Source organism: Pseudomonas sp. CP-1, assembly GCF_021213715.1.
Classification (GTDB): Bacteria; Pseudomonadota; Gammaproteobacteria; order Pseudomonadales; family Pseudomonadaceae; genus Pseudomonas; species Pseudomonas aeruginosa.
This window is the reverse complement of sequence record NZ_JAJQKY010000001.1, coordinates 22,538-44,028: the sequence shown is the minus strand read 5'-3', so window position 1 is coordinate 44,028 and position 21,491 is coordinate 22,538. Positions and strand designations below refer to the sequence as shown.

Sequence of the window (21,491 nt, the reverse complement as noted above, 5' to 3'; positions counted from 1 at the left end):
GGCTCAGGCCTCGCCATCGACGGGTTGACCGGCATCCTGCGCCATGCCCTGCTGCTCCGCGGCCAGGCGGCTGTAGTCGCGCAGATAGGCGATGAACTCCTGCAGCAGGCGATCCCACAGTTCGATATGGTTACGCAGGTTGGCCGGGCTGACGCCGCCGGCGACGATCACGTCCATTTCCATCACCAGGAACTCGCCCTGCTGCGACAGGCGGCCGAAGCGCCGGCTGAGATTCCAGCGCTCGGTCAGCCCGGCGGGCAATTCGCCCTGCACGCGCAGGGCGCAGCTGAAGGTGAAGTCGAGGTAGCTCGCCGGCGTCGCCGCCGGATTGCCGAAGCGCACCGCGTAGCCGATTCCCTGGCTGGCGCTGAGCAGTTGCACGACGCCGTTCTGCTCGCTGCGGTTGACCCGATAGCCGGCCTCCTGCAAGGCCTCGGTCAGGCTGTCGACGGAAAGGTGTTCGATCAGGGTGATGTCGTTCATGTCCGGGTTCCTGGTTTGCTATCGGATTTCACTGGGCGAGCGCCGCCTGGCGGTTCTCGACCTGGGTCTTGTAGAGGTCGTCGCCGAGCTTCTGCGCCATCTCTTCGAATTTCACCCGCGCACCGCTGGCGAACGGTTGGCGGATCTTCATCACCTCGGCGACGCTGACGTTCTCGTAGGCGCCGAGGATCTCCTTGGCCACGCCATACATCTCCCGATTCTTCGCGGTGCACTGCTGCAACTGCTGGTCGTGCTCGCGGAACGCCAGGTCGAGCTTCTGCCGCTCGGCCTCCTTGGCTCGCGCCATGACCAGCAACTCGTCGTAGGCCTGCTTGTACTTGCCCAGTTGCTCGTTGCTCGCCTCGACCATCTGCCGCGCCCGGTCGTGCAAGCCCTGTTGCTGGGCCGAGAGCTGCTCGGCCTGGCCCTTGGCCCGGGCCAGCTCGGCGCTCAGTTGCTTGACCTGGGCCAGCGCCGCATCGCGCTGGCTTTCCAGCGCGGCTTTCGCCGCGGTGGCCTGGGCCTGTTCGGTCTGCAGCGCCTGGAGTTGCTGGGTGGTGCTGCGCAACTGGGCGCGCAGGCGTTCCTCCAGGCTGTCGGCATAGGCCGCCTGGCTGGCGTAGGCGGCGAAGGCGGCCCCGGCGAGCAGCGCCTGGGCCCAGATCGGTAATGAGAAAGGTCGCGTGTTCATGGTCTGCCTCTTCATGGTCTGCCTCGAGGAGCGCTCAGAAGCGCGTGTTGACCTCGAGTTGCAGGACGTCGATGGAGAACGGTGCGCCGTAGACCTCGTCGGAGCTGAGCCAGCGCGCGGTACCGTAGACGCGCTTGTCGAAGCCATAGCTGGCGCCGAGGATGTAGCCCTTGGCGTTGGTCCCGCCAAGGTGGAAGGTGGAATCGTTGAAACCATCCGGCAGGGCATCCGGCTGGATGTACTTGTAGGCGGCGAAGACCTGCCAGTCGCCGGCGTCGCGCATGTCCAGGGCGTTGCCCAGGGTGAACTGGAGCATCCAGGCGTTCGCCCCGCTCTTGATGTCGCCATCGGAGCCGAGGTTGTTGGCGATCTGCGCCACACCGCCGGCGCGCTTGCGCATGTCGCCCTCGTCGTAGCCCAGGTTGTGCACGTAGTTGCCGGCCACCCGCAGCTTGAAGTCGTTGGGCAGCTCGGCATCCCAGCCGAGGTTCAGGTCGAGCAGGTTGAACTCCGAGGCCAGGCCGACGTACTGCGGGTTCGGCGTGTTCGCCGGGTCGGCCGGGTTGGGCACGATGTCGCGCAGGAGGAACACCGTGTTGCCCTTCTGCATGAAGGTCGGACGGCTGCCGTCGGTGTCGCACTCCGGATCCCCGGCCCAGGGCCGGCAGGGGCTGGAACGCCGCCCTTCGATATCGTCGAAGCGGTAGTAGGCCAGCGCGCCGGTAAGGCTGTGCTGCGGGTTGATCTTCCAGGTGGCGCCCAATTGCGCGCCGTACATCCACTTGTTGTCGCTGTCTTCCTTGTCGAAACCGTTCGACGAGGCGGTGTCCGAGCTGTACTCCACGGGGAACGCGCCGACCGTGCCGAACAGCGAGACATCGCGGCTCAGCGGCTGGTTGAAGATCGCCGCCACGCCGTCGAAGTTGAGGTCGTTGGAATACAACAGGTCGGTGGACAGGAACGGATTGGCGATCCGCCCGCCGGTCAGGCTCAGGCGCTCGCTGGGCTTCCAGGTCAGGTAGCCCTGGTCGAGCCAGAGGTCCTTCTTGCCGAAGCCGCCGCCGAGGGTCTGGGTGGTCGACACCGGGTTGTTGTCCGAACCGGTGCCGATGCGGATGCCGGCGCTCCAGCTTTCCGACAGCGCCGCCTTGAGGCCGAAGCGCGCGCGCAGGCGCAGCAGGCTGTCGCGGTCCTCGCGGGTGTTGAGCAGCGGCGGCAGGCCCGAGCTGGTATTCGGGTTGACGTCATAGGGACCGTCGTCGTTGAGTTCGGCGAAGTCGGTGATCTGGTTGCTGTTGCCGTTGCCGAAGGAGCGCGACTCGTAGCGCAGGCGCACGTCGCCGTCGAAACTGATGCGCGAGGCCCAGTCCGGGAAGGCGTTGGGCTGCGCCCAGTTCTCCGCCTTGGCCTGGGTCATTACCTCGGCCTTCACTTCGTCGCGGATCTGGTCGCGCACCACCTGCGGGATATAGGGTACGCGGACCTCCCCGGGGACCGCGGCGACGGCCGCCGCGGGCGCCACGGCCTGGCGCGCCTGCTGGGCCTGCAACGCCTCGGCCTCGGCCTGCCTGACCAGCGCATCGGCCTGTTCCTTCTTCAACACGCCCTGCTGTACCAACAGGCGGATCAGGTTGATCGTGGCGTTCTCCGAGGGCGCCGGCGGCTGGGCCTGCGCCTGGCCGGCCAGCGCGGCGAGCATGACGCCCATCCCCAGCGCCAGTCGGTTCACTTTCGCGTTCATCTGTGTACGGCTCCTAAGGTCCTTCAAGGCAGTCGCCTGCCGGAAATCGTTCTGGGTTGGCGTCTTCTCATCCCGGCCGCTTGCCCTGCAGGGCGATGCGCACCGGCAGGGTCAGCGAAGCCGGCGGGCGTTCTTCCAGGCGGCCGGCGGCGCGCAGCGCGGCCAGCACCTTCTGGTCGGTCTCGGGGTCGCCGCTGGAGCGGGTCAGTTCGGCCCGGGTGATATCCCCCGAGGAACTCAGCCAGATCTCCGCCTGCAGGCGGAACGCCAGGTTGCGCAGCTCCGGGTTGTCCCGCAGCAGGCGCTGGAAGGCGTAGGCCAGGTACTGGCTATAGCTGGCGTTGCCGGCGCGACCGCCGCCGGAACCGGCCATCCCGCCGCCCTTGCCGGCGCCGATGTTGAAAGCGTCGGAGCCGGACTGGGCGTCGCCATCCATCTGCATCGGGTCGGCCAGGTCGTCGGCCGGCGACGGCGGCGCTTCCTCCTGCGGCTTGACCTCCTCCAGTTCGGGTTGCGGTTCCGGCTCGACGATCTTTTCCTCTTCCACCGGCTGCTCCGGTTCCGGCGGTTTTTCCGGCGGCGGCGGAGGCGGTGGCGGCAGCGGGATGATCGCCGGCACCTTGGGCGCCTCGCGGCGCACGCCGCTCATGTCGTTGGCCCACTCCCAGACCAGCCAGGCGAGGCCGGCGAGCAGCAGCGCGCCGAGGCCCCACTTGAGGTAGCGCAGGGTCGGGTTCGCCGGGCGGCCGTCGATGGACAGCGGCGCGGCATTTTTCGGCTCGGGGGTGTGCTTGGGATCGGCGGACATGTTCATCCCGGGCCTCAGGTCGGTTTGCCGGTGACCAGGCCGACCTGGGACAGCTCCAGGCGGCGCAGCAGGTCGAGGACCTCGATGACCTTCTGGTACTGCACCGTGGCGTCGCCGCGGACCACTACCGGGAAGTCGGGGTTGAGGGCCTTCTCCGTACGCAGGCGGTCCTCCAGCTCGGGCAGGGTCACCGGGTAGGCGTCGAGGAACACCTGGCCGGCGTCGTTCACCGAGATCGCCTTGGTCTTGGGCTGCGACAGCGCCACGGTGGCACTGGCCTTCGGCAGGTTGATCTGGATCCCGGCGACCTGGGCGGTGGCGGTGAGGATGAACATCACCAGCACCACCATCAGCACGTCCACCAGCGGGGTGATGTTGATGCTGTCGACGGCGCCGTCGTCGTCATCGTCGTGGCTGCTGTTCACGGAAGCCATGGCGTTCTCCTCAGGCCGGCAACGGCTGGCCGTTGCGACGATGGGCCACTTCGCTGAGCTGGCTTTCGCCATGCACCTCGGCGAGGCGGGTGACGAACTCGTCGACGAACACCCGCATGTCCGCGCTGACTTCCTTGTTCCGCGTGACCAGGCGGTTGTAGCCGAACAACGCGGGGATCGCGACGAACAGGCCCATGGCCGTGGCCAGCAGGGCGGCGGCCATGCCCGGGGCGATGGCATTGATGTTGACGTCGCCGGCCATGGCAGTGCCGAGGAACACCACCATGATCCCCAGCACGGTGCCGAGCAGGCCGATGTAGGGGCCGCCGGCGATGGCGTTGGACAGGCTCGACAGGCGCGAGCCGAGCTGCTGGTTCTCCTTGATGCGCACGCCGTCCATGGAGGCGCGGATCGCCTCGATGGTGGCCGCGGAGACGGAAGAGGTGTCGGCGCCCTGCTCGCGGCGGGTGCGGATCTCCTTCACCGCCACCTGGTACAGGCGCCACAGCGAGGAGTGTTGCAGGCGGGCGGCCAGCTCGCGGTCGTCGGCGAGCAGTTCCAGGCGCGTGCCGACCTCGGCGAAGCGCTCGCGGAACAGCCCGTTGGCACGACTGACGCGGCCGACGTTCTGGTTCTTGCGGTACATGATGACCCACGACTGGACCATCATCAGCGCCAGGATCGCGATGATCACCCAGGCATCCAGCGGCACTGCGTTGAGCAGGAAGCCGAGCTTGCCGAAGCCGAAGCCGGACTGCTTCTCGTCGACCCCGTAGGCCACCAGGCGCGACTCGGCGCCCTGGGCGGTGGCATCGGCGAGGAGCAGCGCCGCCGGGCGGGCGATCTTCGACAGGCGCAACTCGTCGATGGCGCCCTGGAAGGGTTGCAGGGTCGGCGCCGCGGCGCTCGCCTCACCTTCCCCGCTTGCCGCTTCGGTGGCGACCGCAGGCGCGGCCTGGCCTTCCGCGCCGATGGCGATCGCGCCGCTGAACGCCGGCAGCGCCGCCGCCAGGCTGGCGACTTCGCGACCGCCGAGATACAGCGCCAGCCGGGTACCGTCGGCGACCAGCGCCAGATGCTGCCATTGCCCCTGCGCCAGGGCCTGGCTGGCGGCAGCGCGCTGACCGTTCAGCTCGACGAAGGGCGCGCCCTGGGCCAGGCCGACCAACAGGGCGTTGCCGCCTTCGCGGCGCGACAGCAGGACCTGTTCGCCGGCCAGTTGGTCGGGACGCACCCAGCCGCTGAAGCTGAAGGTGCCACCGGCGCTCACCGCCAGCGATGGGCTGGCCGGCAGCAGCAGCGGCTGGCCCAGCAGTTGCGCGGAGCGACCGATGACGCCCTCCACCGGACTGCCGGCGGCGGTCTGCGCATTGTTGGCGTAGGCGGTGGAGTCCCGCGGCGGAGTGCCCGGCGCACCGTCGAAGTGATAGACCAGGGTGTAGTCCGGGTCGAACACCGACTGGCCGTTGCCGCTCTCCGGCGCCTTGGCGTTGCCGTAGTACATCCAGATGTCCTGGCGCTGGCCACCCTCCACCCGCGGCACGTCGACCCAGATCAGGGCCATGCCCATCAGTGGGTCGAAGCTCTCGACCTGGTGGCGCAACACGGTCTTGTCGTCGGCGGCGACGAAGCGAATGTCCGAGCCGTTCTCGTTGACCCCGTCGAAGGTGAAGTTGCCGGTATGCAGGCGCACCAGCAACGGCAGGCGACCGAGACTCTCGTTGATCGCCGCGCCTTGCGGGGTGGTATCGACCGAGACCTGCTTGCGGTACTGCCAGTCGTCCTGCCACCAGGCACTGGCGCTGGCCGGGGCCAGCAGGCCCAGGCAGATCAGCGATGTCAGCAATAAGCGATACATGTGGGGTTACTCCGGGGTCAGCGTCAGAAGCTCGCCTGCACGCTGAAATGCAGGCGCGAGTCGTGTTTGTCGGTGTTCGTCCCTTCCAGCAGCGGGAAGGCCCAGTCGAGGCTGCCGGACAGCCAGTCGGCGAGTTGCGCGCGGGTGCCGATGCCGACGCTGGCCAGGCTGAAGTCGTCGTCCTGCTCGGGCAGCGCATCCTGCAGGCGCAGTTGCGCGCCCTCGGCGAACACGTAGAAGCGCCAGTCGTTGACATAGCTGCCGGCGCGCTTGCCGAGGAAGCGTCCGAGGGACGGCGTACGCCATTCCTGGGAGAGCAGGTAGCCGTCGTCGGCGGTGTTCTCCGCCGCCAGGTAGCCACGCACGCTGGTGGCACCGCCGGCAGCGAACTGTTCGTTGGAGATCAGCGGCCCGGAGGCGAGCTGGAAGGCCGCCTTGGTCGCCACCTGCCAGTCGCCGCCGAAGGTCAGGGTGTGGTTGAGATCGCCCTTGAGCACACCGAAGCCGGACTTGGCGCGATAACGCTTGCGGTCGAATTCCTCGTCGTCGTCGCCGTAGCCGAGGAGACTGCCGGTACCGGCCACCAGGCTCAGGCCGAGGGCCAACTGGGAACGTTCGGTGTAGCGGAAGCCGTTGTAGCTGAGGGTCAGCGGGGCGTACTTGATCGGCACCCTGTCGTTGTTGCCGCCGATCCGGGTCTGTTCCTCGAAGTCCTTGAAGTCGACGCCGAAGGAGAACGAGTGCGACCAGAGGCCGGTGACCGGCAGGCTGTAGATCGCCGCGACGCCATAGGAATGGCCCTGGCCGACCACATTCATGCTGCCCACCGTGGCCACGTCGCTGTCAGACTGGTAGCCGGACAGCTGCACGCTCCAGCGCTGGCTCAGCGGCGCGGTGTAGGAGCCGGACCAGACCTTGGCGTTGTCCTGGTCCTGCGGCGCGGTGAAATAGGTCAGCGAGATGGCGTGGCCGAGTTGCCAGAGGTTGTCGTAGCCCAGCGAAACCACCGAGCGCAAGTGACGGGTGTCGGCGCTGTAGTCGTTGTTCAGGCCGATGCTGGCGTGCCAGGGATTCTTGTCTTCCACCTGCAGGTCGACGTCCATGGTGCCGGGCCGCTGGCCCTCGCGCACCATCGGCAGCACCTGGCGGCCGGGGGTGCGGTTGACCTGCGCCAGCTCGCGCTGAACCTGGGCGAAGTCGGGTACCTTGCCCTCCTCCAGGGCCGGCACTTCCTCGCGCAACTCCACCGGCGAATAGTGCTTGGCGCCGACCACCCGAACGCGACCGACAGTGGTCTCGGTGACCTGCAGGTAGACCACCCCGCCGCTCACCTGCTGCTCCGGCAGCTCGACGTAGACCGACTGGTAGCCCTTCTCCTGGTAGGCGGCCTGCAGCGCATCGCGCGCCCCCTCGATGTCGCCCAGGCTGCGCTGCGGTCCAAGGAAGGGATACACCGCCGCCTCGATGGCGCGGTTGTCCAGCACGGTGTTGCCGCGTACCACGTACTCGTTGATGTCCACCAGACGCTGGGGCTCGGCTCCCGCCGCGGCGGGAGGGGCCTCGTCGGCCAGCGAAGCGCACGACAATGCGACAGCCAGGCAACCGATCGACCAGCGCTGGCGAAACGGGTGCGCACAATTGAACAGCGAACGCTTCACACGGTCCCCCGAAGTTCCATCGGGACTTATTGTTCTAATGCAACAAGTCCGTTCATCGAACAGTTCTATGAAAGACAACAAACTAGCGATGACGCATGAACAACCTGTTAAAAACAGCGCCCCGCCCTTATGAAATTTCGTTCTTTTCTATTTTCACTTTCGCGCTAGATATTCAGCCGTCGCGCTCCGCCATGGCGCGCTTGCCATGTATGCAACAAGGCGAAGTTCAGGGAGAACTCCGGCATCTGCATGAGATCCCCAGAAATCACTTCCCCGATAATCCTGCCTATTATCCTTACCGCCTCCGCGCTGTTCAGCAGGACGGTTATATCGCCGACGAAAACCGGAAAACTCCAGATCTTCTGCTTCATTTCCAGGCCGACGAACCAGCGATACAGCAGGTTGTAGTTCAATTGCTCGTACAACTGCTGCTCGCTGGGAATCGCGTACAGCAGTTGCAGCAGCAGCGCATGGATCAGCGGCTCCGGGGCCAACTGCATGCCATGTTCGCGGGCGAGCGCCGAGAGGACTTTAGCCTCTTCGCCAAGGAGACTTTCTATTTGCGGTTTCAGCAACGCCAGGGAATGTCCCGGCGGTATATAGCTGGACACTTCCTTGAGCGCACCCTGCCAATCTTCCTGGGACACTATCCAGACCCATGGCGCCCCATATCGATAAACCGATACCGGTTTCTTGCGTGCGGCTTCGACGATCTTCGATAGGCGCTGGTCAAGTTCCTGCATACCGACTTTCGAGTAACTTTCCATCAATACTCACCGTCCTTCGCCGTATTCACCGGAGTGACCACGGCCGTTAGCGGATACTGTTCTCTTGTTTCAGAGCGGAACGCGTCTTGCTCGAACGACACGCTCATTTCCAGCAACCGGTCAGCGCAACCGGGAAATAGCCGATTCCTTTCGTTCCCGTCCCTGCCTTTCACCACTGAATTCCGTTTTCCTTATTCACACCTGTTTGACGGCAACCCCGCCGCACCACCGAACTTTTGTCATGAAAACTTCATGCGACCGGCCGTTCGCGCGCCGCCGGCGGGGACGAACGGGCATTCACCCGAGAATCGACCAGCACCTCGGAAGTTCGCCGAAAAAAAGGCCCTCCGTGGGGAGGGCCTGGCGGGTATCGTGCCTCCGCGGCGGTGCCTTACAGGATCAGGTTGCCGCGCTCTTCATCGGTCAATTGGCTGCGCGCCTGTTCGCCGAGGGCTCCGGCGCCGAGCACCTGCACGGCGCTGTCCGGGTTGTAGCCCGGCGAACGACTGGCGCCGTCGCGCGAAGGCTCCAGGCGCTCGTTGCCGAACCCGAGCACCTGCACCGTGATCACCGACGGCATGCGCTGCCGCGCGGCGGCCTGCTGCTGGCGACTGACGTCCTCCGCCGCCTGGGTCGCGGAACTCGCCGCGGCGCTGGCGGAGGTCAACGCACCGGTATTCACCGAAGCCACCAGCGGAATGCCGCTGGACTGGCCCTGGGTCTGGATGTTCGCCGCGTTGACCACCTGCAGCGCCGCCACGTTGACGTTGCCGGAGACCCGGATGCCCGCCTCGCCGGCATCGATGGTGCCGAGCGGGGCGATCAGGTCGATGTCGCCCGGCGCCACTTCGGGAATCGGGTTGAGGGTGGCGATACCGGCGCCGGTGCTGGGCACCTGCGGCGACAGGCTGACGTTGCCCCAGGCGTCGTAGATGCGCCGCGGCGGGGTGTACACCACGGTGGTCTGGGAACCGCGACCGGCGTTGATGTCGCCTTCCGCCGACCAGGCCAATATGCTGCCGCCGAAGGTGGTCATGATGCGGCTCTGGCCGAGCAGGATGCTGTCCCGCGAGTAGGCCTGGATATCGCCCTGGCCCTGGGTGACGATGCCTGCGGTAGACGGCGGCGCCTCGCCCTCGATACCGAACACCTGGCGCCCGCCGGGGCTGAGCAACTGGATGTCGCCGCCGAAGTCGGTGTGCACGCCGGCACCGCCATACATGACGATATCGCCTTCGTAGCTGATCGGATTGCCCGCCGGATCGCGCTCGGGGAACAGCGCGGCGATCGCGTTGCGCCCGCGCAGGTAGCTACCCTGGCGTACCCCGCCGACTTCGTTGTACTCGCGGCCGCCGGCCCTGAGTTCGGCGAAGTACACCTGGCGGGCGAAGATCCGCTGCTGCTCGGCGGGCAGGCCGGCGAAGAACGCCTGGGCCTGTTCCGCGTCGCCGGCGAAGCCGAAGCGCTCGTTCAACCACTTGGCCAACTCGCTTTCGTAGGTCCTGACCACCTTGCCCGGCTGCTCGGCCAGCGGGGTGCCGGCCTGCGCCAGGTTGGCCGGATCCAGGTAGCGCTCGAGGAAGGCCTGATAGTCGGCCCCCGCCGCGCCGGCCTGGAGCACGATATCGGCACCCGGCCGGCTGTCGCCCGGCACCACCGCACCGAGACTGGTGATCGCCGCGCGGTCCTCCATGAGGATGTTGCGCCCGGCGCTGATCTCCAGGGTACCGGGGCCGGCGACGTTGAAGTTGCCGTAGAGGATGTCGCGGCCGGCCTGGACCAGCGAGAGGTCGTTGGGGTCGTCGTGGACGAAGAGGTTGCCGGTGAACGAGGCATCCGTACTGATCTGACTGGGAGCGCTGATACGCTGTCCCAATGGGGTTCCGGAGGCAACGATGTCGCGCCCGGCGCGCATCCAGACGGGACCGGCGCCTTCATACCAGGTTTGCCCGGCGCGGTTCCCCGCCTGCTCGCCGAAACGAATCTGCGCACCGCTATTGAGCCCGACGATATCTCCTGTCAACGCATAGAAACGCGCCGGTTGCAGATCGCGCGCCAGGCTCGCAGCGCTATCGGGGCCGAAGTAGAACAGAGGCAATCCGCCAATGACGGCCGGATTCCCGTCCGGACTGCCGTTGCCGGCTATCGGGTTGAGCAGCGCGGCATCGGAGTAGCCGGCAAATGCCGGCGTCCAGATCGATGGCAGGTTCGCAGGATCGGCACCTGAGCGTTGCACCGAATAGCCACCGGCATAAATGGAGTCTCCAGCCAGCAACTCCAGTTCACCGTTGAGCGACGGTGCCAGTAACAAGGAGTAGGGAGTGGTCGAGACATTCAGGCTCACGCCTCCCATGTAACCGCTGGAAGGACCGAGATAGATACTTCCTTCCGGGGCAGCCGCACGTACTATCGATGGATAGATGAATCGCCCATCGCTAGGCGACAGGTTTCGGCCTGCCATGGGAATAGCGTTGGTTGCCTCGACCAATTGGGTGCTGGGCGTCAGGTTGCCGCCCGCCGCAAACAGATCGATCGAGGTGTGTGCAGTCCAGAGACTGAACCAACCGATCCCACCCCCTTGGTAGACGCTGCCATCGGGAGCCGTGAAGCCAACGGTATTCGGCACCCCCACCCTACCGGGGTCAGTCACCCCACCCAGGACCAGGTCGCCACGGGTTTCCAGACGCATGCCAGTATCTCCGGCCACCAGGGTGAGGCCACCCGTGGAGCTAGCCAGCGTCGGGCTGAACGCATCCCTGCTGCGCACTTCGGCGGGGTCCCGCAGTAGAGTGTCGTAGCGAGGATCGATGCCTCCCAGCGCACCACTGTACAAGCTCGCGGAACCGCGCAGATTGATGAGGGCCCCCTGCAGATCGTGAATGGTGCCGCCGCTGTAAAGACCGTCAAACCCCGAACTCGAGTAGGTCTGGGTAGCCCGCGCCTCCCGGCTCGGGTTCACCTCCCCGCCAATTCTCACATTCAGGTCACCGCCGCCGCCAAGTTGCAGCGCGCCGTCGGAGGTGAGCCGGCCAGTGCCGGCAACCGCCAAGACCAGTCCCTGGCTGCGCGGATTAAGGTTACCGGATGAAGGTATCGAACCATCTCCGCGTGGCGCGATATTGCCGGCATCACCTCCGGTTCGCATGCTGAGATTGCCGCCTCCCAGAGTGCCGAAACCGGTGAAGCCGACCAGATAGGGAGCATCTCCCTCCGCGCCACGCACATAGCTGCCGAAATTCACCCACCAGGCCGTCGGCACTCCTTCCCTGTCGGCGCTGCCCTGGCGCCAGAGCCAGTTGCCGACTGCAGCGCTGGGGGGCAAGGGGCGAATGGGATCGCTACTTGTCAGTTTCTCGGCCCATTGATCACCAACCACATCACCGCCAACGGCGATATCGAGGTTGCCGCCATGTTCCGGATACCAGGCCTGGTACTGGCTGGTTGAGAGCACTTCGTAATCCGCGCCACCGGCGCCCAGTACCGACCCATTGAACAGACCGCGAGGCTGATTGAATCCCGTCGCGACATCGGCGGCCTGCGTTCCGGCGGTATAGACGCCGTACGGCGACCATTGCGTAAGGTTACCGGCACTGGCCAGGTCAAGATCGCCAGTGCCGGTGCGCAGCACACTGAACAACTGGTTCTGCGGTGTGACCACGGTTTTGCCGAGATTCTCGATACACAGGGACGGATCGACACTGCACCACCACAGATCGCCCTCGCCGATCGCCGTACCAGCAGGCATGCCCAGGTAATTGCCGGGCGCCCAGGTCCAGCGGGGAGGCTCGGCACAATACGGCCCCAGCCCGCAGATCCATTCATTGCTCTCGTCGACCGGAGTTCCCGGGGTGATCCCCCAGTCGGTAGCCTGATCGGTGAACACCAGCCCTCCCGAGCTCTGTTCGATCTTCGCCTGATAGTGCGTATCGGCCAGGTTCAGGCTGGCCGAGGAGTCCGGACGCACCAGACGGTTGTCGGCAGCCGCGAGATCGGCACCGGCGACCAGGCGCATGGACCAGGACTGGCTACCGGCCGGCAGCATCTCGGCCAATGCCCAGTTGCGTCCCTGGCGGACACCGTCGCTGGGCCGCAATTCGATGAAAGGCGCATCGCCAGCCAGTACCACCTCGGTCTGCGAAGGGATCAGAGAACCACGTGCCAAGGCCAGCTCTCCATTGAGCAGCAGGACATTGGGTCTGCTTGGCCCCTCGCGCAGGATGCTCGGCAAGGGCACGCCCGCAGGCCAGGTCATCGCCTGCACGCTGGCCGGTGCAGCCAGCAGGGTACCGGCACCCAGCCGGCTGCCGACCTCCAGCGTCACCCCGTCGCGCAGCAGGCTGCCCGCGGCGTACAGCAGGTTGCCGGCGGCATCGTGGATGTCCGCTACCAGCACGCTGCCGGCGGCCAGGGTATAGGGCTGTTCGAGTACTGCCTCGGTGGCCAGACGGGTGCCGGCGGCCAGGGTGGTGCCCTTGATCGGCAGGTCGTAGTTGAGGGTGCGGCCGCCGAGGAACGCGGTACCGTCGCCGAGCACCACGCCCGGGCCGGGAACCACCAGGTCGCCGCCGAACGGCTGCACCCCCGGGGTGAGGATCCAGCCCTTGTCGTCCGGCGAGTCCGGCGGCGGCGCGAAGCCGTCGTTGATACTGCCGTAGAGGTTCAGGTCACCGCCGGCGCGCAGCACCAGCGCGCCGACCTCGCCGGAACCGTAGACCTCGGTCAGCGGCGTGTTCGGATTGAGGCTGGCGTAGCGGTAGCCGGACAGATCGAGATCGCCCTGCACCACCAGGTCGCCGTCCGCCGTTGCGCTGACGATCTCCACCCCTGGACGCAGGTGGAAAGCATCCGCGTAGGTGGCATTGGTCAGTCCGGCCAGCTTGCCGTCGAGCAACTCGCGGTTGGCCAGCGCCGCGGCGATGAACGCGCTGCTCTCGGCATGCCGCGCATCGAGGTAAGCCTGGTCGATCACCTGGTAGGGCCGCCCGCCGGCCGCCGGATCGTTGCCCCAGGGCGCATCGTCGTAACGCTGCACCGCGTTCAGGGCGATGCTGCCGGCGCCGCGGATGTCCAGCGCGCCGCTGGCATCGATGGCGATGTCGCCGGCGCTGACCCCGCCCAGGCGTGGCGCGTTCAACTCCAACGTGCCACGGGCGACGCCATCAACCTGTTCCGCTGGCGCCGCGGTGCCATGGCGCAGGTCGATGCGCGCGCCGCTGGCCAGGACCAAGGTGCCGCTGCCGGAACTCAGCTCGACCATCGCCCGGTTCGGGCTGTCGATGATCTGCCCGTAGCTGTCGCGCCGCAGCAGGCTCCCATGCGCATCCAGCAGCGCGTTGCCGCCCAGGCTCAGGCCGCGGCCACCGGCCAGGCGGATCTCGCCGACCTGCGCGCCGCTGGCGTCCACCGTTCCGCTCACGCCGAGCTGGCCATTGTCGAGGGACACCTCGATGCGATGCGCCTTCAGGCCGTCGCCGATCTGCAGGTCGCCTTGCTTGAGCTGGAAGCGCCGCGCGCCGAAGACCTCGCCCTGGTTCAGGCGCTGGTTCAAGGCGGTGAACTGCTCGCTCAGGCTGCCGCCGTCGCCCAGGCGCTGGGCGCGGATCTCCAGCTCGCCACCGAGGAACGGCACGCGGGTGCCGCCGGCATCGTAGTCGCCGCTGGCGCCACCCAGTATGCGGCCCTGCAGGTCCACCACCCCGGCGTCCTCGGCCAACGCCACGGCGCTCAGGGTACCGCCGCGGTTGTTGCGCGCCGACAGGTCGATCAGCGAACCGGCGGCCTGGCGAATGTCGCCGGCGCGACTGCTCAGCAGCAGGTCGCCACCCCAACTGTATTTATCCACATCGTTGAAGCTGGCCTTGCGTCCGGCCAGGTCGATGCGCGCGCCATCGCCCAGCTCCAGGTCGTCTTCGGCGCTCAGGCTCAGCTTGCCGCTGGGTAGCGAGACCGCGCTATCCAGGCGGATCTCGCGGGCGCTGAGGGACAACTCGGCACCAAGCCCGGCGGTGCCGCTGTCGAAGGTCACCGCGGCAGCGCCCGCCGGCGCCGCCAGGCTGAGGCTACCGCCGCTGCTGATCCGACTCAGCGAGCCGGCCTCGCCGGTCAGCAACGGCGTGCTCAGACGCAGGTCGCCGCCACTGTAGCGCAGGCCTTCGCCGGCGACGTAGCCGTCCAGGCGCTGGTAGACCCGCAAGCTGCCCTTGTGGTTGGCGCTGATCCGCTCGCTGGCGTTCAGTTGCACCTCGGCGAAGCCCAGCGCCAGGCGCGCCTCGTCGGTCTCGCCGGCCGGCTGGGTATTCGCGCCGTAGCCCAGGGTGATGCGCTCGGCATCCACCCGCAGGGTTCCGCTACCGCTACCGGCGCCGCCGGCGACCGGTGCTGCGGCCGGCTGGCTGGAGCCGCTCCAGACCAGGCTGGCGGTGCGAATGCTGGCGACATCCTCGCCGGTGCCATGGCCGTAGATGGCCGGGGTGCCCAGCACCAGGTTGGCCAGGCTGGATTTGCCGGTGGCCGGGTCGTAGGTGTCGAGGCTGACGCTACCGTACATGTTGACCGCATCGCGGGCGCTGAGGATCAGGTTTTCCAAGGCCGGAATACCCGCCCCGCGCTCGCCGCGCAGCAGGCGCTGGAGCACCGTCTGGTCCAGCGCCAGGCCGTTCGGCAACACGCCGCGAGCGGCCGCGTCGGCCAGCGACTGGCTGGAGCCGATATTGATCGTACTCAGCGCCAGGCTGAGATTGCGTGTCCCGTAACGAACGTTGTCGCCAAACGTCACCGTACCATTGGTGGCGATACCCAGAGTGCCCTCCGAATAGAGTTCGGTGTCGGCGCAGCCCGCCCCTTCCGCACAACCTCCGAGACGAACCGGTAACGAGCTATCCGCTGCGGGTGCCAGCAGGTTCAGCCATCCGTTGGACAAGAGCAGCAGGTTACGGCCGCCGGGTTGATAGATGAAACCATCGGACGAATCGTATGCAGTCTTGCCTTTCCCCAGAGTGCTGATGCCACTCCCACCTTCAAGGGTGATATCCCTGCCAATGATCACCTCCGGTGCGGAAAGGTGCGCGCCCTTTCGCAGCACAACGGGAAAGAGCCGGTTGCTCCCGCCGAACTGGACGAAGTTTCCTTGCTCGCCGTATTCGACGTAGGGCAGCGTGCCAATGGCGATACGGCTGGCGCCTATTGCATTCAGATCGTCCGCAACCAACGACACGCCAGCGAAATCGGAGTCGGGCAGCCCACCTTCAGGCAGAATCTCGATGCCCGCCTCGGCATCCACGATGAGGCTGCCGCCATATCCGCTTTCTTCCGGCGTGAAGTCGACCTTCCCCTCGAAGCTCAGGGCGTTTTCCCGAAGCTCCTCATCCGCGCGCAATCCCAGGTAGAGGGATCTGGCATCCACTGGCAACATCGCTCTGGGGATGTTCTTGCGCGCGGCATCGGCGCGAATGAAATCCGCATAGCTCATTTCGTTGTACTGCGAGTAGCGGCGCAGCGTATCGGCGGAAGACAGGATGACCTGACGGCTCAGACTGTCGCGGATGGACGTGCCGGCAATCGACAACTGCCCGGACGTCGCCCAGGAGCCATTGCGCAACCCCTGCGTCGCCATGGGCGCGCCTTGCCCCGCCAGACCGTTGATCTCGACGCGGAAAGCGCCCGGCAACAGGGCATAGGTCGAAGGCAGCAAGGTGTAGGTACCGGCGGCCAGGCCGGGAACGCCATCCCCGATGGTGACCTGTTGCCCGACCAACGGCTGGATGGCGCCCGCCTCGCCGCCCAATGGCGCACTAACGGCTTGGTGTCCAGGTACGATGGCATACACCGGGTTGCTGGACAGCTCCGGCAGACGGAACCCATCATTGTCCTGCTGCACCAGGGGATGAAAACGCGCATCGGTCGAACCCCCTCTGCCGGAGATGAATCCAGCCCCCGCGAGTTCGCCGCCGCCGGACAGGTCCAGCCGCGCCCCCTGTTGCACATCGACCTCGCTGGCATAAAGGCCGACTCCCGCAACCAGTGTCCCAGCAGCGAGAGCGCCCCCGGCACCGGTCAGTTGAATGGGGACCTGGTTGACCAGATAGTTGATCCCATCGGTCGTGCCTCCATAGGGCATGACCAGCTCAGCGCCGCTGACCGAGGTCAGGCTACCCGGCAACAACCTTACCGTGCCCGGGGCACGATCCAGATTGCTGCCGAACTGGATGAGCCCCAGCGGCGCACGCACCACGCCACCCTGCTCGATATTCGATGCCATGAACGCCAGACTGCCGAATACCGACAGCGGAGTGTCCGGCAAGGACTCGCCGCTACGTTCGATAGCCAAATGCCGTTCGGCATCGAAGACGGCCTGCCCCCTCTCATCCAGTCCATACCCGGCATAGAGGGTCGAACTCGCTCCCGTCACCGGATAGAGTTGGGCCGCAGTCAGTTGCAGATCGCCGTGGGTTATCAAGCGCCCCGACGGATCGCCATTCTCTGGATAGTCGCCAGCGAAACGCAGGTCGCCCTCGCTGCGCAGCGTTACCTTCTCGAAACCTGGTCGCTGATAGCGGACAGCCTCTGCGTTGACCCCATTGATCACCCCGTCGCTACCGAATGACAAGCGCCCGGCGATATCCAGCAGACGCCCGGCAGAAACCTGCAAGCGAACCTGCTCCGCTGTCGCGGTCGGCCCGTACGTGAGACGCGGACGAAACTCGCCAGAGGCCTGCTGCCCATACATCCCGATGCCGGAAAGGCGGACATAGGGCGCCTGCAACTTCACCTCGCTCGGCCCGCCACCTGTGGCGGCTATCGTCCCCGCGTACAGATTCAGGCTGCGCCCCATCGCAAGATCGATGTTCCCCTCGAACGACAGCGGACCGTTGCTGAACAACGAAAGTTGGTCGAATCCGCCGCCCGTCAGCGACTGCGTCCCAACTCGGCTCTGGCCATAGCGCAGAGCCGAATCGTCCATTCCCGGTTGCAGCAAGGTCGGTAATCCCGAATCGGCATGCCCTGCCGTCAGGATCAGCTCGCGCATGGCCAATACCCGGTCATCCACGACAGTAAAACCTTGGTACAGGGGAGCGTCCGCAATGATCTCCAGGCTGCCGCCCGCCGCTCCCGAGCCGCCGGCTGCGGCGCGCAACGAACCGTCAAGATACAGCCCATTGTAGGAACTGAGAGCGATGCGCCCGCCGTCGCCGGTCAGCAAAACCCTTCCCAGTCCCGGTACATCCAGCTGTGCCTGGCTGCCGGAGGCCTCCAGTCGTGCACCGGGGCGTACGATGACGAACGCATCCGCCGAGGTCGCGATCGCCTTGCCCGGATCGATCTCGCCGCCGATGACGATGCTGCCGCCGGACTGTACTTCTCCATAGCGGCGACCGCGCCCATCCACGGCAGTGACAGCGCGGCCGGCAACATCCAGCAATGCCTGCTCTCCAATCCAGATGGAGCGTGCATGGGGCTGGCCTTGGGCCTTGGGCTGATTGTCCTGGGTAACGTCGAGCGCGCCGAACTGCTGCTGGCGCACGTCGATGCGTCCGCCCCAAGCGTTCAGAGTGCCATCCAAGGTGATCTGTCCGGGACCGCGCAGGACGATGGCGCGCCCCGGATCGACCTCGACCAGCGAACCGCGCCCCAGCTCCAGCGTCTGGCTGGCGGGATCGAGCTGCCCGAGGATATTGCCGTCGCCGCCTGCCTGCAGGTACAGGTCCGCCCCTTCGCGTTGGATCAAGCGTCCGGCCAAGGCATCCTCCAGGTACAGCGGCGGTGTCCAGGCCTCCAGCGCCTCTCGCGGCGCCTCGCCAGCCGCGACCTCGCCGGCCCCGCTGGCGAAACGGTAGACCGGCCGCGCGACCCGCACCTGGGCATCCTCGGCTACCGTCAATCCGGAGCGACCGACCACCCGGTAGCTGGCGAAGCCCTGCTGGAAGAAATCTTCGGCCAGTTGCAGGCTGCCATCCCCGAGGTCGTCGCCGCCGATCCGCACCTTGCCGCTCTGCAGCGACAGCGTGCCGGCGCCACTCGTGCCGAGACCATTCAATGTGCCGCCCAACTGCAATTGGCCATCGCTGGCCTGCGCCAGCCCGGCACTGGCGTGCAAGGCGATGTCGCCGCCGCGTCCGCCCAGTCGTTTGCCGTCGGCCAGCAGCGCCGCCCCGGACGACACGTCGAGCAGACTGCCCTGTCCCAGGCTCAGGTCGCCGCCGCTGCGCAGGGAAATCCGTCCGCCGTCGCGGTAGGCCAACGTATCGTTGTCCTCCGGCGCCAGCAGCAGGTTGCTCCACAAGCCGCTGGCATCCAGCCGTACGCCGTCGCCCACGCGCAAGATGCCGTCTTCGCGGCCGGAATCGACGAAACCATCGATCGTCCCGTTCGGGGAAATCTGCGCCAACACGTTGCCGGCCTGCAGGCTGCCGCCATGGGCGGTGATGTCGGCGTCGATCGCCACGTCGTTGGCGAACAGGATTGCCTCGCCGCCATTGGCCAGGGTCAGCGCGCCGTCGACTCGGATGCTCTCGCCGGCCGCCACCTTCAGGCCGCCCAGCTGGAAGCCGTTGAGCAGTTCGCTGTCCAGGCTCAGGCGGCCCTGGCGCTCGGCGGCCACCGGAGCGTCCAGGGTCGGCTCCTCGGCCGCCGCCTCGCCGGCACCGATGACCACCTGCTTGAGGCTGCCGGCATCGGCGCCGAGAGCGTACTCCAGCAGGCCGCTGCTCTTCACGTAGTAGGGGGTGTAGCGCCCGACGACCAGCTGTGCGCCGCGCGCCACGGCATTCTGCGACTGGTTGTAGCCGTCCAGGCCGGCCTGTGGCGCTTCGGTCTGCCGCTCGCCGCGATAGGTATCACCGACCACCTGGCCGTCGAGCCGCGCATTGGCGCTGCCGATCACCAGACTGCCGGCGTCGCGGCCGACGATGTAGCCGTTCTCGTAGCGCTGGGTCGGCGCGATCAGCGGATTGTAGAAATAACGGGTCTGGTCCCAGCGCTCGCTGTGTGCCTCGTAGCCGCGGTAGATGCCGTCGTAGAGCAGGTCGCCCGGCGCCGACCCGAGTTCGTAGAGGCGTCCGTCCGAGCCCTTCAGCCAGGTCTGGCGGATGTAGCCGCCCTGCACATCGAGGGTTCCGCCGGACAGGTTGATCTGCGAACCGGCCTGGGTCACCACGTCGTTGCCGGTGAAACTGACGATGCCGCCCTGGGCCATCCACTCGCCCGCCGAGTGGCCCTGGGTGCCCAGGTAGCCACCGACCTCCAGCAGGCCGCCGGCGGTGTACCAGCGGTCGCTGGCATAGCCGTTGGTGCCGGCAGGCACCCGTACCAGGTCGCGCACGTCGACCCACACGTCCTGGCTGTTCAGACCGCCGCCCTCGCGGTTGACCGAGGCGTCGCGCTGCTCGTTGCCGCGCACGTTGACCTTGATGCTGTTGGTCTCCATCGCCACTTGCACACCTTGCGCGCCGGAGACATCGATCACCGCGCCGTCGCGCAGCAGGGCGCGCTGGCCAGCGTTGACCGCCACCTGGCCGCCGCTGGCGAGGGTGATGGAGCCGTCGCGGAAATCGACGCTGCCGGCGGAGTCGATCTCCACCCGCGACAGGTCGCGGCGGTCGTCGTCGCCCCGACTGACAGCGGCACTGGAGCCGTTCAACGGCTTGAGCAAGGCCTCGCGCTGGCTGTCGAGGGCGGCGCTGCCGCTGCTATCCACCAGGATCGCGCTGGTGGCGCCTTCGGCCAGGGTGATCCGCTCGCTGGCCTTCAGGTGCAGGGTGCCGCGGCTGTCCACCGAACTGCTGGAAAGCAATACGCCGGCCTGCTCCACCTCGCGGCCGCTGAGGCTGATATCGCCGGTGGCGGCCTGCACCAGGCCGCTGTTGCGTACCCGGCCGGCACTGCTGTCGGCGGCGAAGCCCGGCAGCACCTCGTTGCCGCGGGTGGTGGAGGTCAGGTTGCCGTCGGTGCCCTGGCCACGGCGGATGACGAAGCTGTCGCCGGCGGACAGGACCGTCTGCCCCTTCGGCGTGACGATGCTGCCGGCGTTGTCCACCTCGCTGCCGAGCAGCAGGACGTAGCCGCCGCCCCTGGTCGAGCCGGACGGCGCTGCCGTACGCAACTGTGCGCCCTGCTCCACGCGCACGGCGCCGGCCGCGTCGGTGAAGGTCGGACGGCTGCCGGCGTTGTCGTAGTAGAGGCCGCGCTGACGGAACTGTTCGTCCGAGATGTTCGCCGCCGCCACCGTCAGGTTGCGCACGTCCACCTGGCTGCTGCCGGAAAACACCACGCCGTTGCGGTTGACCAGCATCACCGTGCCGTCGGCCTTGATCTGCCCCTGGATCTGGCTGGGCCGCGCGCTGGGGTCGTTGACCCGGTTGAGCAGCGCCCAGTCGGCGTGCTGCTGGAAGTCCACGGTGGTGTTGCGGCCGACGTTGAAGGTCTCCCAGTTGAGCACCGCCTTGTCGGCGGTCTGCTCGATGCTCACCGTGGTCTTGCCGCCGGCCTGGGTCTGCACCGGTCCCTTGGCGTTCTGCCAGGCCTGCTCGAACGGCAGCGAGGCGTCGACCTTGAGGCCGCCCTCGCCGAGTCCGTCCGGAACATCCTGCGGAAGGTTCAGCGCCGCCTGGCGTCCGGCGGCCTGGGCGGCCTGCTGGGCGGCAATGGCGGCGACGGTGTTGTTCAGGTTGGCCATCGAACGCTGCAACTGCTGGTTGACCCGCTGCTGCTGCGCCAGCGGCGGCGGCGCCCCCGGCAACTGCGCTCCCGGTCGCGGCGCCCCGGCAGCGCCGCCCTGCGCCGCGCCCTTGGCAGCGAACCAGGCGGCGCTGAACGGCTGCCCGGCGGCCTGGGCGCCCCCTGCGACCAGCAGAAGGGCGATGGCCTGGGCCAGCGGCTTCAGGCGCGGCGCGTAAAGCGCGCGGGAGGAACGGGCGGACGACGGCGAACGGGACGGCATGGCGAAGGGGTCCTTGAGCATGAAGTCGGTCGGGCGCCCGCAACGACGCCCGTTACTGGTAGACGGCCTGGCGGAGGGTGGGCCGAAGACTTGTCATGGAAAGTTCATGGAGCGGAG

At 67.1% G+C, this 21,491-nt stretch carries 9 protein-coding genes; all 9 read right to left on the bottom strand.

The window, feature by feature from the left end:
• Positions 1 to 3: 3 nt before the first annotated feature.
• A complete protein-coding gene (locus LT948_RS00150; RefSeq protein WP_033990862.1) occupies positions 4 to 483 on the bottom strand; it encodes a YbjN domain-containing protein in 480 nt (159 codons plus the stop codon).
• Positions 484 to 511: 28 nt separating this feature from the next.
• On the bottom strand, positions 512 to 1,174 hold the full coding sequence (locus LT948_RS00145) for a hypothetical protein (RefSeq protein WP_003085372.1): 663 nt from the start codon (positions 1,172 to 1,174) through the stop codon (positions 512 to 514).
• 34 nt (positions 1,175 to 1,208) lie between these two features.
• Entirely contained in the window at positions 1,209 to 2,915 is a 1,707-nt protein-coding gene (locus LT948_RS00140; protein ID WP_003110840.1) for a putative porin, read from the bottom strand.
• Positions 2,916 to 2,982: 67 nt separating this feature from the next.
• Positions 2,983 to 3,729 (bottom strand): energy transducer TonB family protein, encoded by a 747-nt coding sequence (locus LT948_RS00135; protein WP_003098450.1) that lies wholly within the window; start codon positions 3,727 to 3,729, stop codon positions 2,983 to 2,985.
• An 8-nt stretch (positions 3,730 to 3,737) separates the two neighbouring features.
• Complete coding sequence (locus tag LT948_RS00130) at positions 3,738 to 4,157, bottom strand: ExbD/TolR family protein (RefSeq protein WP_003085366.1); 420 nt, start codon at positions 4,155 to 4,157, stop codon at positions 3,738 to 3,740.
• A gap of 10 nt (positions 4,158 to 4,167) precedes the next feature.
• The gene (locus LT948_RS00125) at positions 4,168 to 6,015 is read right to left on the bottom strand and encodes a DUF2341 domain-containing protein (protein ID WP_033990863.1); all 1,848 of its coding nucleotides are present in this window, start codon (positions 6,013 to 6,015) and stop codon (positions 4,168 to 4,170) included.
• Positions 6,016 to 6,038: 23 nt separating this feature from the next.
• On the bottom strand, positions 6,039 to 7,673 hold the full coding sequence (locus tag LT948_RS00120) for a ShlB/FhaC/HecB family hemolysin secretion/activation protein (RefSeq protein ID WP_015503474.1): 1,635 nt from the start codon (positions 7,671 to 7,673) through the stop codon (positions 6,039 to 6,041).
• A 164-nt stretch (positions 7,674 to 7,837) separates the two neighbouring features.
• Positions 7,838 to 8,440 (bottom strand): transposase, encoded by a 603-nt coding sequence (locus LT948_RS33315; RefSeq protein ID WP_003085362.1) that lies wholly within the window; start codon positions 8,438 to 8,440, stop codon positions 7,838 to 7,840.
• A gap of 391 nt (positions 8,441 to 8,831) precedes the next feature.
• Positions 8,832 to 21,374 (bottom strand): filamentous hemagglutinin family protein, encoded by a 12,543-nt coding sequence (locus LT948_RS00110; protein WP_073656960.1) that lies wholly within the window; start codon positions 21,372 to 21,374, stop codon positions 8,832 to 8,834.
• Positions 21,375 to 21,491 lie beyond the last annotated feature (117 nt).

What these genes read in the sequence shown, in the direction of transcription:
- LT948_RS00150 (WP_033990862.1), bottom strand. Translation starts at nt 483, where the DNA reads ATGAACGACATCACCCTGATCGAACACCTTTCCGTCGACAGCCTGACC.
- LT948_RS00145 (WP_003085372.1), bottom strand. Translation starts at nt 1,174, where the DNA reads ATGAACACGCGACCTTTCTCATTACCGATCTGGGCCCAGGCGCTGCTC.
- LT948_RS00140 (WP_003110840.1), bottom strand. Translation starts at nt 2,915, where the DNA reads ATGAACGCGAAAGTGAACCGACTGGCGCTGGGGATGGGCGTCATGCTC.
- LT948_RS00135 (WP_003098450.1), bottom strand. Translation starts at nt 3,729, where the DNA reads ATGAACATGTCCGCCGATCCCAAGCACACCCCCGAGCCGAAAAATGCC.
- LT948_RS00130 (WP_003085366.1), bottom strand. Translation starts at nt 4,157, where the DNA reads ATGGCTTCCGTGAACAGCAGCCACGACGATGACGACGACGGCGCCGTC.
- LT948_RS00125 (WP_033990863.1), bottom strand. Translation starts at nt 6,015, where the DNA reads ATGTATCGCTTATTGCTGACATCGCTGATCTGCCTGGGCCTGCTGGCC.
- LT948_RS33315 (WP_003085362.1), bottom strand. Translation starts at nt 8,440, where the DNA reads ATGGAAAGTTACTCGAAAGTCGGTATGCAGGAACTTGACCAGCGCCTA.
- LT948_RS00110 (WP_073656960.1), bottom strand. Translation starts at nt 21,374, where the DNA reads ATGCCGTCCCGTTCGCCGTCGTCCGCCCGTTCCTCCCGCGCGCTTTAC.